Source organism: Alexandriicola marinus (assembly GCF_004000435.1).
GTDB lineage: Bacteria > Pseudomonadota > Alphaproteobacteria > Rhodobacterales > Rhodobacteraceae > Alexandriicola > Alexandriicola marinus.
In genome coordinates, this window is sequence record NZ_RBVZ01000017.1 from 1 (window position 1) to 14,159 (window position 14,159).

A 14,159-nucleotide genomic window follows, 5' to 3' on the forward strand; every position below is an offset into this window, starting at 1 on the left:
AACAGAGACACCCGAAGGCGGCGTGGTTGTGCGTGTTGGTGCGAACGATCACGAGAAGTCTCTGATGACAAAGAGACTTTCCGCTCATAGCCTGGCGTCATGTCGAATGGGCCCTGGACAGACGAAGAAAACGATCTGATCGTCGCGGATTACTTTGCGATGCTTGCCGATGACATCGCTGGGCACCGTTATAACAAGGCCGAGCATCGACGGGCGCTTATGCCGTTGTTGAAAGATCGGTCCGAGGGATCGGTCGAGTTCAAGCATCAGAACATCAGCGCAGTGCTCAAGGGGCTCGGGGAAGACTGGATCCCCGGCTACAAGCCTGCATTCAATTTCCAGATGACATTGGTGGATGCCGTGGCACGCTGGCTGGCGCTGAACCCGGCTTGGCTTGGTCGTCGTCCTGCTGCGCGACCACCGGCCGGCCTGGCTGACGCCGCGCCGATCTGGATCGGGCCACCGCCGACGCTGTCGAACCAGCCACCGCCACAGGAGCTGGAGCAGATGCTGCACATCGCACGCAAGTTCGATGTTGCGGCGAGAGACGAGCGAAACCGCACCCTCGGCCGTGCCGGCGAGGAGCGCGTCCTGGTGCACGAGCGTGCAGCCCTTAGATCAGCGGGCCGCGACGACCTTGCGCGCAAAGTCCGGTGGGTGTCGGAAAAGGATGGGGATGGTGCCGGCTACGATATCGCCAGCTTCGCGCCGAACGGACGCCCGCGCTTGATCGAGGTGAAGACTACGAACGGATGGGAGCGCACGCCTTTCCACATCAGCCGGAATGAACTGGCCGTGGCCGAGGAACGGCGTGCGGAATGGTCCCTGTTCCGGCTATGGAATTTCGCGCGCGAGCCGAAGGCGTTTGAGCTACATCCACCGCTGGACGCGCATGTTTCACTGACCGCGACGTCCTTTCAGGCAAGTTTTCATTGAGGGTCAGCGAAACGTTCGCTCAGCCTGCTCCTGCCATGCCTCCCCAGCCAAAAAGCACAAATCGTAAAGGCTGACCGCACACGCCTCGCGGCCGCAGGTCAGCCGTTTCAGGACATCGGGTGCAAGATAGGCCAACCGCAGCTGCCGGCTGACATCGCGCTCAGCCAGACCGACAGCCTCAGCCAGTTCCTGGATCGTGGCGAACTCCCCTGCCTCCATGCGCCGCCGCCAAGCCCATGGCTTAGCAATCGAGCGGAGAATTCGCACGTGTCGTTCAGGCGACGAGAAAAGGGCAATGCTCCGTTTCAGTCGCAGGGAAAGCTCGCAGAAATTCGCTGCCGTTCACGCCTCAATCCATAACTTGTTCAACTCGGAAAGAAGCTTCTGCTCCAGACCCAACATTGGTCCGAGTTGTGCCGCCGCTCTGACAGAGTGGCGTGGTCTCTGCGCGAATTAATGGACAGAGTCGCTGCCGTTGTGGAGCCGGGTTGGAATTGGTCTGGCAGTTTCCAGTCGGTGCATCCCGGAGAACTCGGACAAAGGGGCGGTAAATCAATCGGCCGGCAGCCCTTGATCCATTGGCGAAGAAAGTGCTTTGGAGAGGGCAGTTGCAGCGTCGAGATCGTGCGCCACCATGTAGAGCTCGGCGGATGCTGCATCGCCCGCTATGATCGCATCGAGTATTTCCCGATGTTGCTGCCAGACCTCGAGGGGCAGATCGCCGTGGCGGAGTACCTCGGACATGGCCCGGCGAAGGAACCGCCAGTGCGGTTCGGCGGTGCCGGCCAGAAGCGGGTTGCCCGAATGGTCATAAATCAGCGCGTGCAGTTCCATATCGAGGCGAACCTGCTCCGCGATATCACCGCGCATGCGAGCACGCTCGCCCTCTTTCAACAATTCGCCGCCAAGTCGGGCGAGGGTTTCTGCGGTTTCCCGCGACGCTTTCGCCTGCCGCGCCGCCCCCTTGGCTCCCAGCCCATCAAGCGCGGCGCGAATGTCGTAGTGATACTGCACCTTGTCGAGATCGAGCACCGACACCTGCAGGCCGCGGCGGCCGATCTGCTCGCACAGGCCATCCGCCTTGAGCCGAGCCATCGCCTGCATGATCGTTTGGCGCGACACCCCGAACCTTTCGGCCAGTTGTTCCTGAACGAGATGTTCACCCGGCACGATTGCTCCGGTGCAAACCTCTTCGACGATGGTGTCGTAGACCTGATCGGTCAGGTTCTGGGGAGTGGTGGCGGTCTTCATGGCAAGATCTGGAGTGAGAATTCGGATTGGCGTAGTTGACCGATCTTCTCCTGTCAATTCCCGACCGCTGATACACGCGCCGCGGGGGATGGCCCGCCTCGGTTGATCGAGGCGGATCCCGGGCGAGCCTTTCAGCGGTCGAGCATGAAGTCCTTCAGCATGTCGGCGAGACGATCTTCGGCCTCCAGCGCCAGGCTGTGTCCGCATTCCTCGAAGACGGCGGCCTTCTCGACGCCGTTGGACAGGCGTGTCATCTGCTCTTCGACGCGCGGTCCGAAGAATTCAGGCGCACCGACGGTCATGATCGGCAAGGTCAGCTTTTCCCTGCGCAGTTCGCGCACGATTTCGGCGTTCTTGAAGGCGGCGCGGTAGGTTTCGAGCGTTCCGCGCAGACCGCCGGGAGCCTTGAGGCAGGAGACCCACTCATCGAGGGCCTCTTCGGTGATGGCGTTGGGATTCCACGTCTCGGCCTTGATCCAGAACTCCCAGAATTCGCGTTCCTTTCCGGAAATCAGCATCTCGGGCAGGTGAGGAATCCAGAAGAAAGGAATATGCCAGACCCAGACACCATTCTGGCGGAACTGGGCAGAGATGTTGTCCGGCGTGAAGAAGGAGGCCTCCTCTAGCCCTTCGCCAGACAGAAGCATTTCGCAGAACGACAGCGTCTTGACCCGTGGTCGGTTGGTCGCGGCGAGCGCATAGGCGAATTCCGCGCCGCGATCCTCGCCGTGAATATGGAAGCTGTCATGGCCCAGCAACGTCATCAGCTCGGCAAGATCGGTCGCGTTGGTCAGGCTGTCATACCCCTCGCTGACAGGAGGCTTGTCGGAATAGCCGAAGCCCCGAAGATCTGGAGCCACCACGGTGAAGCGGTCGGTCAGCAGGGGAAAGAGTTTGTGCCAGTAATAGCTTGTCTTGGGTGTCCCATGGATCAGCAGCAGAGGTTCGCCCTGACCCGCGGTGATATAGTGCATGCGGATGCCGTTCACCCGCGCCCGCCCGTGTTTGACGGGCTTGCCTTCATGGTCGAAGACCTCAGCCATCTTATCCTCCCTCAGTATGTTTGCATTGCATGCGAGCTCTGGCCTTTGTCCGGCCAGGTCATATCGCGGCCCGGCGCGGGGCGGCGTCGATCTGCATCCGGGCGCTGCCGGGCTGATCCAGCGGGATCGCCAAGGCTTCCTGTCTTTGCCGCTCGGCGGACCAGCCCAGGGCCCCGGCGGCGATGGCGGCGCATTCGGCGACGACATCGGACGTCAGTCGACCGGACATCGCCACGACGGTCCGGCGAAGGAGCAGGTCCGCCAGCGTTGAGACGCGTTCTGTACGGCACAAGGTTGCCAGTTCTTCCGCAGAATAGTCGGGCAGGGTGGTGAGCATCGTCTCTGCCTTGCAGGCCTGCGCGACCTGCTCTGCCGTTGTTCCGTATCGCTCGAGCAAGGTGGCGATCCGGGCATCCGAATGCCCGGTCATGGCCGCGACCCTTGCGATCCACCGACGGGTGTCTTTGCCGTTCGCCGGGAAATCTCGCCCGCCGCCGATGGCCATGTCGCCTGTATCGCGCAGGCGCGGCTTGCCAAGGTGATCGAGCACCTGCGACGCGGTTACTTCGGAGAAGGAGCGGAACGTCGTCCATTTGCCGCCGATGAGGCAGAGTACAGGAGTGTTTCGCCCGAAATTCAGCGTAACGATGGAGTGATCCCGCGTCACGAGGCCGATATCGCCATCTGCGCGCGGCAATGGCCGGACACCGCAGAACCGGTAGAGGACATCGTCCTCCGTTAGGTGGATATCCGGGAAGACCTCCCGGATCGCAGCGAGCATGTAAGTTGTTTCGTCCGCGTCGCAGCGCGCGTCGTCGGGGTCGTCGATGGGGATATCCGTGGCACCGATCAAGACGCGGCCCATGAACGGATAGCACAGGTTGACCCGACCGTCGGCAGTTCCGAAGTAGATCATGTGACCGTTCAATGCGCGGAAAAGTTCAGGGTGCTCTACGATGAGATGAGAGCCTTTGGACCCGCCCATCAGTTCACTATGCAGGCCCAGATCGCGATTTATCGCGTCTATCCAGGCGCCGCCTGCATTCACGATAATTCGGGGTCTGACGGTTCGGGTCGTGCCGTTGCTGGCGAAGGTGACGCAATCCGCGGATGTGCTGAGAATCCTCGCGTGGTTCAGCGCCTCTGATCTCGGGTTAAGGCGCTCCCCGTCCAGCACAAGTTCAAGACCCAGCCGTTCGGCGTGGCTGAGTTGACCTTCGTAGTAGAGGCCGGCCGCGAAAATAGCTGGATCGAGCCCCTGCACCCTGTCCCCGAGGGCCTTGCGGCCAAGGACGCGGTGGGTCGGCATCGACCGGTAGCTACGGCCGAACACATCGTACAGCACAAGACCGGCACGGGTGATGAGCGATCCGCGATCCGACATCCTCACATTCATCCCGAGAAACCGCCCGATCGACGGAAGAATGCCGCCGAATCGCGATCGGAGCGGCAGGATCGTCGGCAGGGCAGAGACGAAGTGCGCAGCGTTCGACAACAGGCGATTCCGTTCTGTCAGCGACTCGCGCACAAGGCGGAACTCTCCGGTTTCGAGGTATTTCAATCCGCCATGCATGAGACGGGATGAGGCGGCAGAGGCGCCGGCGCAGAAATCCTCCCGCTCGATCAGAAGGCAGTCGATTCCTTGTGCGCAGAGGTCGCGGAAGGTCCCGCAGCCGTTGATGCCGCCTCCGATGATGAGAACATCGATTTCTTCCGCGTCAGTCATTTTCAACAGCCACCTTTATGGCCGCTCCGCTCTCGGCCACCTCGAAAGCGCGCAAGGTCTCTTCGAGGGGGAAGCGGCCGGTGATCAGCGGCGCCACATCGAGCCGGCCAGAGGCCACGATGTTGAACGCGTCATCGAAATTGCGGCGGCTGAGGCCGAACGCGCCGGTCACCGTGATCTGGTTATAGTGGATCGCATTGATATCCATCTGCGACGTGTCGCCTTTGGAAAAACCTGCAAAGAGGCTGATCCGTCCCGAATGCGCGGCAAGTTCGGTTGCCTGACGCGCGAGTGCCGGGATCCCGATCGCGCAGATGACAACGTCGGCGCCGCGACCGTCGGTTTCCGCCCGCACTCGGGCTGCGACGTCCTCGGTTGTCGGGTCGATGGTCGTGTCGGCCCCGTAGCTTAGAGCGGCTTCCCTGCGCGGCGCGTTGGGATCGGACACGATGATACGCACTGCGCCGCGCAATCTGGCCAGAAGCACATGCAGCAGGCCGATCGGCCCGGCACCGATGATGACAACAACATCCCCAAAGCCCAGGTTGACCTGCTCCTGCCCGTTCAGGACGCACGACAGCGGCTCGATCATCGCCGCTTCACCGAAGGTCATCCCATCGGGCAGCCGACGCACGTTGCCACCGTCCACCGCCTTGGCGGGAATGCGCACGAGTTCGGCAAAGCCGCCGTCGATCTCGTAGCCGAAATTCATGCCCTCCGAGCACAGGTTCTCGGCCCCGCGTTTGCAGCGGTGGCAGTGACCGCAGGGAATTGCCGGACAGATGCCGATGCGATCCCCGATCGAAAAGCCCGACCGTCCGCCTGTATCGACGATTTCGCCGGCGAATTCGTGGCCAAGTATCGACGGATAGCGCACGCCCATGGTCTTGCGTCCGCGAAAGATGCGGATGTCGGTGCCGCAGATGGTTGCGGAGCGCATGCGGATAACTAGGTCGCCCGGAACCAGTGCTGGATCTTTTGTTCCTCTCAATACAAGATTGTTCGGCTCTTCTAGGACCGCTGCTTTCACATTCTTTACTCCTAAAGATCATTTGTTCATATGAGCTATCCCTAAGAGTGGGAAAAATCCAGAAAAAAGAGAGCAGTTTGGCGAGGTAATCGCTAAGTCTTTGTAAAATAGGCTGAACATTTATATTGACATAAATACAAAAAAGCATGACGTTCTGTCACCAAGGATTTGGGAGGAGCCGCATCCAATGATCTGTGACTATGCATCCGTCGGGTTTTACACCTATGACTGCCTCGGTTGGCCCTTTGACGGCGTGCCGCCGGGCGGTGGGACATACTTCATCGATGAGATGACGATCGCGGTCTCAGGTGCTGCGGGTGCGGCGGTCATTGCTGGCGCGAAGGTCGGCCTTTCGGCCCGGGCTGTCGGCGGGATCGGCGAAGACCTCATGGGCGATTGGGTGCTCGACCGGCTCGGCGGGTTCGGTATCGATACCTCCTATATGAAACGCATCCCCGGGACGCCGACCGCGTCATCGATCGTAACGACCCGGGCGGACGGATCGCGTCCCGCGCTTCATGTGAAAGGCGCAACCCGGGCCTTTACGATCGATGAAGCCGACCTTGATGCCATCTCGGACGCGAAGGTCCTGCATCTGGGCGGTGTCGGACTGCTGGACGCCATGGATGGCGAAGGCACGGCGCGGCTGATGGCCCATGCACGGTCGCGTGGGGCGATCACCACGGTCGACGTTTTCGCGGGGTCACAGGAGGACCTGCCCGATGTCGAGGCTGTCCTGCCGCATACAGACTATTTCATTCCCTCGATCGAGGAGGCCGAGGCGCTGTCCGGGATGACCGATATCCCCAAGATGGTGTCCTTCTTCCTCGATAAGGGGGCGCAGTGCTGCATCTTCACGCTTGGGGCGCATGGTGCCTACTACCAGCACCGGGACGGCACGCGCATTCAGGTCCCTGCGCACGACGTCGACGTCAAATGCACCTGCGGCTGCGGTGACATCTTTAACGCGGGGATCGCGACCGCCCTGGTCCGGGGCATGCCACCACGGGATGCACTCCGCTTCGCCTCGGCCATGTCGGCGCTCAATGCCAGCGGCCTGGGATCCCAGGCCGGGATCGAGAGCTTCGATCAGGTCGTCAATTTCATGAATTCCTGCCCGACCAAGGAGCCCGAGCTCCTGATCGGTGCGGCCTGACCACAAGACCTACCTTTAAATCCCAGGAGGAGAACCAAGACCATGACTACCAATCCCAGAACCGGCCGTATCGCGATGCGCCTTGCCAGCGCCGGCCTTGTCGCTGCGATCGGTGTCGCCGCCAATGCGCAGGGCGTCACCTTCATGTCGGCCTATGACCCCACCCCGGAATCGATCCTGTCCGACCCCAACTTCATGTCGTTCGATGACTTCACCGCCCGGGCGCGCGCAGGCGAAGCGGCAGGCGTCTATGGCAATGGTGAGCCGATCACGCTCGCATTCTCGCAGGTCGTGATGAACCACCCGGTCCGGATCAACATGGTCGAAACGTTTTTGGAAAACTGCGACAAGTATTCCAACGTGACCTGCATTCATACGGAAGGGACCGGTGATGTCGGCGTCGAGATCGCCAACATCGAGAGCCTCATCCAGCGCCAGCCCGACGTCCTGATCGCCAGCAGCCTGTCCGGTACTGCCGTCTATCCCGCCTATGAGGCTGTCAACGCCGCCGGCATCCCGCTGATCATCAACAATTCGGGTATCCCGGACGATGAGGCCGATCACATCGAGTATACGTCCTTCATCAGCCCTGACGACTGGTACAACGGTGGGATCCTCGCCGAGTATCTCGTCGAGAAGCTTGGCGGCGAAGGCGACATCATCGTCATCCAGGGCGTGGTCGAATCGTCGAACTATGAATTCCGCTGGGGCGGCTTCGAAGAGGTCATCCGCGAGCATCCGGGCATCAATGTCGTTGGCATGCAGGCCGGCGCATGGATCCGCATGCCGGCGATGCAGGCCACTGTGGACCTGCTTCAGGCCAATCCCGAGATCGACGGCATCTACGCGATGAACGACGAGATGGGCATGGGCGTTCTTGCAGCTCTGCGCGCCGCCGGCCGCGAAGACGAGGTCGTCATGGTCAGCGTCGACGGTCAAGCGGACCTTGTCTGTGAGATCATGAACGGCTCGGCCGCAGAAGCGTCGGTCTTCTGGGAATCCGACATGACCTCCGTCGTCGATGCCGCTCTGGCTGTGGCTGAAGGCTACGTCGTCGAGCCGCACATCTGGTACCAGCCCCCGCTGATCACCCAGGAAAACGCCGCTGAATGGCTGCCCGAAGGCGCCTGCTCCTAAGTCAACGGATCAACATAAGGAACCATAAAGATGGCCCTTTCTCTGAACAAATTCGAGAATCTCGAGCCGGGCTGGGACACCCCGCTGATCGTGGAATCCCATCTCAACGGGGAACGCACCAAAGAGATGAACCCCAACACTCCCCGCACCTATCAGGAAGTGATCGATGATGCGATCGCGTGCTGGGACGCCGGAGCCTGCTGCATCCACACCCACAACACCAGCTTCGATCTGCTGGGGGAAGCCGCGGCCCAGGACTACCATCCGGTCTTCGACGAAGTGCTTCGTCAGCGGCCGGACGTGGTCTGGTATCCCACGACCTGTAACCGCGAACTGCTCAATGAAGAGCAGTTCGGAACCGAGCACAGCGGGTTCCTGCACAAGACGCACAACGTCAACATTTCGTGCATCGATACGGGTGTGAACCTGTTCGCCTTCGACGTGAACGAAAAGGGCCATATCGAGGGCCGGGAATACGGCTGGAACTACAAGCAGGTGGCCGGTCAGGTGGATCAAGCGCTCGCCAACGACATGAGCATCATCTGGGGCGTTTATGAGCCCGGCCAGCTCCGGCTTGCCATGCACTATGTCAACCGGGGCATGTCGACGCCCGGCTCGTTCATCGACTTCTACCTGATCGGGCCCTATGCGCTGACCTCGACCAAACCGATTGGCACGTCGGGCATGGAGCCCACCGTCGAGAGCCTCTACTATTATCTCGACATGATGGAGCAGCTGAACCAGACGGGTCAGAAGATCAACTGGTGCATCTCGATCTGGGGTGAAGGCGATCGCGACACCCGCGACGTCATCCGCCGCACCATCGAGCTGGGCGGTCATGTCAAGACCGGGCTGGAGCTGTTCTACGATCCGGCGCGCAATCCGACCAACCTCGAACTTCTGAAGGAAGTTCAGGACATCGCCCGCGAAGTGGGCCGTCCCCTTGCGACCCAGGCAGAGGCCCGCGAGATCTACGGCATCACCAAACAGCACGAGGCCGGCAAGGCCCGGCTGAGCCTGGAAGTCGCCTGACAAAGGTGATCTGCGCCCGCATCACGCGGTGTGGGCGCAGTATCCGGGCGGCCCTGACTTCACCCCTGCGGACGAGGACGGGTCGCCCAACTCCCACGACATTCCGGTTCGGGCCAGACTTGGCCCGCACCCCGACCGGGCGGGCCTGCAGGCCACCGCCCTGAACCAACCAGTCTTTGGAGACAGGGACCATGCAAACACCATATGCCAACACCACCTTCGCGGGCATGCTGAGCGAATACCGTTCGGAGGCGACGCTGATCCTGTTCCTGGCACTGGCCTTTATTGTCGGGCCCCTGTTCACGGAATTCTTTCTCACGCCCGACAACCTGTTCAACCTCAGTCGTCAGGGCTCCTACCTGACCATCGTCTCGATCGGCATGGCGCTCGTGCTGATCGTGGGGGGCATCGATCTCTCAATCGGCGCCGTCATGCAGCTTGTCGGTCTTTGCACTGTGTTGCTGCTTGGGGCCGGCGCATCGGCGGAGGTTGCCCTCATTTTCGCGCTTGCGCTGGGCGCGGTGCTTGGCGCCTTGAATGGTGTTCTGACTGTCTATGGCCGGATGCAGCCCTTCATCGCGACATTGGCCACGGGCGGCATCATGACCGGGATCGTGATGACCTATACCCAGGGTAACGCCGTCGCTCCGCGCGACATCGACCCGGCGTTTCGCGCCATCGGCGGTGGAGCCGTTGCCGGCATACCGATCCCGGCTGCCTTCATGATCGTAGTCGTGCTGCTCTTCTGGTGGCTCATGACCAGCACGACCTATGGCCGGAATGTCTATGCCCTCGGATCGAACAAGAACGCGGCGCACAACATCGGCGTCCGCACCGATCTGGTCGAATGCTCGGTCTACATGTTCAGCGGGACGCTCGCAGCCCTGGCCGGGTATCTGACGTTCGCCCGGATGGGGACATTTCAGCCCGCCACGGCGGCCACGGGCGGCACGCCAGTTGAAATGGTGATCATGGCCATCGCCGCAGTCGTCCTTGGCGGAGGGAGCCTGGCGGGCGGCAAGGGCACGATCATAGGTGCGTTCCTTGGCGCGACGGTCAGCGCGGTCATGCTCAATTACCTTGTGCTGCTTGGGATGGGCATCTGGTTCCAGCGCTTCATCCTCGCACTCATCATCATCACCGTGGTCCTACTGGCCAGCAAGAACGAGAGGGCTTGAAGATGGATGGAAGCATCGTCCTTGAGACAAATGCGCTCGAAATCGAGGGAATCTCCAAGAGTTTCGGCGCCAACAAGGTTCTTCTCGACCTCAACCTGACCTTGAAGAGAGGAGAAGTTCACGCGCTCATGGGCGAGAACGGAGCGGGGAAGTCGACACTCATCAAGATCATCTCCGGCGTCCATAGCGCAGATGAAGGCGTGATCTATCTGAACGGCAAGAAGACCGGGTTTCAAAGCCCGTTCGAGGCACAGATGGGCGGCGTCGCCACCCTGTTCCAGGAAATCCAGGAAATCCCGGACCTGACCGTCGCCGAGAACCTCTATGCCGGTATGGAGCCCCGCAAGAACGGCATCTTCATCGACTGGAAAAAGCTCTTTGCCGACGCGCAGCGCCAGATCGACGAGCTGGGCCTGAATATCGACGCTTCGCAGAAGATGCGCAGCCTGAGCCCCTCGTCGCGCAAGATGATCGAGATCATTCGCGCCGTTCACAAACGTGGCGCGTCGGTCGTGATCATGGACGAACCCACTGCGAACCTGAACCAGAGCGAGATCGACGCGCTGTTTTCGATGATCGACGGTCTGAAGAAGAACGGCGTCAGCATAATCTACGTCTCACACCGGATGCGCGAGATCTTTCAGGTTGCGAACCGCGTGTCAGTCTTGCGCGACGGGCGGCTTATCAGGACCGAGGCCATAGAGAACATCACGGAAGACGAAATCGTCAAGCTGATGGTCGGCCGGGATCTGCCTGCGCTCTACCCCGAGCGAACACCACCCGCCGACACGATTGCCATGTCCGTCAGGGACCTGTGCGTCGACGGGGAACTTGACCACGTGTCCTTCGATGTGCGGGACCGCGAAATCCTCGGGATTGCGGGACTTGAAGGCTCCGGTGCGACCTGCGTGATCAAGGCGCTGTTCGGACTGAAATCCGTCAAGAGCGGATCGATCCGGATCCGAAACGAGGACATTGCCATCGTTTCGCCGAAACGGAGCATTGAACAGGGGCTGGCCTATGTGCCCGAGGACAGGAAGGTTGACGGCCTGTTCCTCAACAAGACCGTGAACTTCAACCTTGTGGCGAACGTTCTGAAGAGCCATTTTTCCCACTTCAGGTTTGTCGTGAAGGGGCGCGCGGCGGAGTCTACATCGCGCGACGTGGTCAAACGCCTTGGCATCAAGACGAGCGGCGGCCGTGCCAAGATCGGCAGCCTGAGCGGCGGCAATCAGCAAAAGGCCCTCGTGGGCCGCTGGTTGATCGGAAGCTACAAGGCGATCTTGCTCGAGGAGCCGACCCGCGGGGTCGATATCGGCGCGAAGGTCGAGATCTACGAGGAAATCAACGCATTGGCACGCAGCGGGCTGCCAGTGGTGATGTATTCTTCGGAGCTTCTTGAACTGATTGGCATGTGCGATCGCGTCGTCGTCATCCGGGGTGGCCGGGTCAGCGGTGTGCTGTCCGGTGCGGACCTCACGGAAGAGAAGATCCTCGAAAAGGCCATTACCGACTGAGGGGTCGGCCCAGGTCGGGAGCCTCATGCGGCTCCCGGTGTCCTCAACGCAACTGGTGGAGCGCAAACATGGAAAACGTCATGACTACCTCACTGCAACGGACCGCCCCTAGAAAACCGAGGCGGTTGTCGCTGGCAGAGGTCGCACCGGCCCTGATCGTGGCGGCGCTTCTTGTGATCGGCACGGTCACGTCCGACCGGTTCATGCAGTCCAACAACATCTTCAATATCCTGCAATACGCGGCGGAACCGGCGATCATTGCCGTAGGAATGATGTTTGTTGTCCTTGCGCGCGGGATCGATCTGTCGGTCGGGTCGGTCATGGGGATCGGAAACGTCACGGTCGCGCTGTTGTTGGCTGCAGGGTATCCGATCACCGTGTCGATCATGGCCGCGATCGCCTTCGGGGGCTTGATCGGCCTGATCAACGGGTTGCTGATCACAAAAGGTCGGATGGAGCCGATCATCGCGACGCTGGCCACCATGATCGGCGCGCGGTCCGTCATCTATTTCATGACCGATGGTGCGCCGCTGTTTTCCGGTATCCCGCGTGACTTCGTGACGATCGTCCGGGGCAATGCGCTGGGTGTCCCGAACGGAGTGGTCTTCCTGCTCGTCGCCTTTGCCGTGGCCTATGTCATTCTCAGGCACACGCGTTATGGGCGCCACATCTATGCGGTCGGAGGATCGGAGGAAACAGCAGAGCTTTTCGGCATGAAGGTGACCTCGATCAAGATCTCGGTCTATGTCATCAGCGGAATGCTTGCGGCAACGGCCGGTGTCATCGGTGCAAGCCGCCTCGGCATCGGGGATCCGAATTCCGGCATCGGTTACGAGCTGGTCGCGATCACTATGATCGTCGTCGGAGGTGTGCGACTTGCCGGCGGCGTGGGCACGGTCTTCGGCGCGTTCTGTGGCGTTCTCATCGTGTCGATCCTGACCAACATCCTTCAGTTGAACAATGTCAGCACCCATGCGCAGCACATTTTCCTTGGCGGCGGGGTCATCGCGATGATGCTGTTCCTGTCATCACGAGAACGGCGGGAACACTGATCTGCGGATGTCGCGATTGCAGAGCAAAGGATCATGGGTCATTTAGGAGTGTGCCGAAATGGGAAGAGCTATGACGAAGTCAACGAATGACCGTGAGCCGACCAGCGAGTCCGTCGAAACGGTCTCGATCGGCTCCGGAACGGCCGATGACCTTAAGACCCGGGTGTCGTGGCTTTACTACATGGAAAGCAAGACCCAGGACGAGATCGCGCAGATCGTGGGGTCCAACCGCTCCAAGGTGCTTCGGATCCTCGCTCAGGCCCGCGCTGATGGCACAGTTCAGATCCGGGTCACATCCCGCCTGTCGCGATGCGTGGAGCTGGAGGCGGAACTCAAGAGCAGATATGGCTTCGAGACGGTCATCGTCGTCCCGACGCCGCAAGACCCGGTGGACTTGCCCGGAATTATCGGCAGCGAGCTTGGGGCCTATCTGTCGCAACGTATCGGGCCGGACATGAGTATCGGGCTGGGCTGGGGGCGCACGCTGACCTCTGGCATCCCGGCGATCGAACAGCGCCAGCCCTCAGGCGTTTCGGTGATTTCCCTGCTTGGTGGTTTGACCAAGGTGAGCCGGGTGAACCCGTCGGATTTCGCATGGCGCGCTGCCGATCGGCTGGCTGCCGAATGCTATATGGTGGCCGCGCCGGTTTTTGCCCCGGATGCTGCGAGCCGCGAGGCGCTTATGAACCATCACGGCATTGCCGAAGTGCTGGACCGCGCCCGGCGGCTGGATCTGGCCGTGGTTTCGGTCGGGGATCTGTCCCCCGATTCGATCTTCACCCGCTATGGCCTTCTGACGCACGAGGAGATCATCTCACTCGAGCGGGCTGGCGCCATTGGCGACGTGTTGTGCCGGTTCATCGATTCGGAGGGCAATGTGATTGATCATCCGGTCAATGACCGTGTCCTTGCTGTCCACCCCGCCGATCTAGGTGGCGCGCGGGAGGTAATCCTGGCTTCAGGCGGATGGAGTAAGCTCACCGCGATCCGGGCCGCAATCAAGTTGCTGGAGCCCAAGGTTCTGATTACCGATTCCGTCGTGGCGGAGCGCATCGCGGTTGACTAACGGGGCGCATCTTCCGCTGACATTGAAAAGTCGGA

General features: G+C 61.0%; 13 protein-coding genes and 1 pseudogene. 9 read left to right on the forward strand and 5 right to left on the reverse strand.

Annotated elements, in window-relative coordinates; translation table 11 throughout:
• The first annotated feature begins 99 nt into the window (after positions 1–99).
• On the forward strand, positions 100–936 hold the full coding sequence (locus EP376_RS20800) for a protein NO VEIN domain-containing protein (protein WP_127657440.1): 837 nt from the start codon (positions 100–102) through the stop codon (positions 934–936).
• A 3-nt stretch (positions 937–939) separates the two neighbouring features.
• On the opposite strand, the gene EP376_RS20805 is transcribed toward EP376_RS20800, so the two are convergent.
• On the reverse strand, positions 940–1,155 hold the full coding sequence (locus EP376_RS20805; protein ID WP_238928856.1) for a hypothetical protein: 216 nt from the start codon (positions 1,153–1,155) through the stop codon (positions 940–942).
• A gap of 18 nt (positions 1,156–1,173) precedes the next feature.
• On the opposite strand from EP376_RS20805, the pseudogene EP376_RS23420 reads away from it, so the two are divergent.
• A pseudogene (locus EP376_RS23420) lies at positions 1,174–1,393 on the forward strand (IS6 family transposase); the annotation flags it as partial.
• Between the two features lie 95 nt (positions 1,394–1,488).
• Here the strand turns inward: EP376_RS23420 and EP376_RS20810 are convergent.
• From EP376_RS20810 to EP376_RS20825, 4 genes are all read right to left on the reverse strand, one after another.
• Positions 1,489–2,187, reverse strand: a complete 699-nt coding sequence (locus tag EP376_RS20810) for a GntR family transcriptional regulator (RefSeq protein ID WP_164745017.1) — start codon at positions 2,185–2,187, stop codon at positions 1,489–1,491.
• Between the two features lie 131 nt (positions 2,188–2,318).
• On the reverse strand, positions 2,319–3,230 hold the full coding sequence (locus tag EP376_RS20815; protein WP_127657442.1) for an alpha/beta fold hydrolase: 912 nt from the start codon (positions 3,228–3,230) through the stop codon (positions 2,319–2,321).
• A gap of 58 nt (positions 3,231–3,288) precedes the next feature.
• Positions 3,289–4,956 carry a glycerol-3-phosphate dehydrogenase/oxidase gene (locus tag EP376_RS20820; protein ID WP_127657443.1) on the reverse strand — a complete coding sequence of 556 codons (1,668 nt, stop codon included), beginning with the start codon at positions 4,954–4,956 and terminating at the stop codon, positions 3,289–3,291.
• Positions 4,949–5,986: a zinc-dependent dehydrogenase gene (locus tag EP376_RS20825; RefSeq protein WP_127657444.1), complete on the reverse strand. Its 1,038-nt coding sequence runs from the start codon at positions 5,984–5,986 to the stop codon at positions 4,949–4,951. The genes EP376_RS20820 and EP376_RS20825 overlap by 8 nt, the downstream gene beginning before the upstream one ends.
• A gap of 187 nt (positions 5,987–6,173) precedes the next feature.
• Between EP376_RS20825 and EP376_RS20830 the strand changes: the two genes are divergently transcribed.
• From EP376_RS20830 to EP376_RS20860, 7 genes are all read left to right on the forward strand, one after another.
• The gene (locus EP376_RS20830) at positions 6,174–7,142 is read left to right on the forward strand and encodes a carbohydrate kinase family protein (protein WP_127657445.1); all 969 of its coding nucleotides are present in this window, start codon (positions 6,174–6,176) and stop codon (positions 7,140–7,142) included.
• 42 nt (positions 7,143–7,184) lie between these two features.
• Positions 7,185–8,279: a substrate-binding domain-containing protein gene (locus EP376_RS20835; protein WP_127657446.1), complete on the forward strand. Its 1,095-nt coding sequence runs from the start codon at positions 7,185–7,187 to the stop codon at positions 8,277–8,279.
• A gap of 30 nt (positions 8,280–8,309) precedes the next feature.
• Positions 8,310–9,311, forward strand: coding sequence for a beta-keto acid cleavage family enzyme (locus EP376_RS20840; protein ID WP_127657447.1), 1,002 nt, complete (start codon positions 8,310–8,312; stop codon positions 9,309–9,311).
• 191 nt (positions 9,312–9,502) lie between these two features.
• The gene (locus tag EP376_RS20845; RefSeq protein ID WP_127657448.1) at positions 9,503–10,489 is read left to right on the forward strand and encodes an ABC transporter permease; all 987 of its coding nucleotides are present in this window, start codon (positions 9,503–9,505) and stop codon (positions 10,487–10,489) included.
• A gap of 2 nt (positions 10,490–10,491) precedes the next feature.
• Positions 10,492–12,006 carry a sugar ABC transporter ATP-binding protein gene (locus EP376_RS20850; protein ID WP_127657449.1) on the forward strand — a complete coding sequence of 505 codons (1,515 nt, stop codon included), beginning with the start codon at positions 10,492–10,494 and terminating at the stop codon, positions 12,004–12,006.
• A gap of 80 nt (positions 12,007–12,086) precedes the next feature.
• On the forward strand, positions 12,087–13,058 hold the full coding sequence (locus tag EP376_RS20855; protein WP_164745018.1) for an ABC transporter permease: 972 nt from the start codon (positions 12,087–12,089) through the stop codon (positions 13,056–13,058).
• Positions 13,059–13,128: 70 nt separating this feature from the next.
• A complete protein-coding gene (locus tag EP376_RS20860) occupies positions 13,129–14,124 on the forward strand; it encodes a sugar-binding transcriptional regulator (RefSeq protein WP_127657451.1) in 996 nt (331 codons plus the stop codon).
• Positions 14,125–14,159 lie beyond the last annotated feature (35 nt).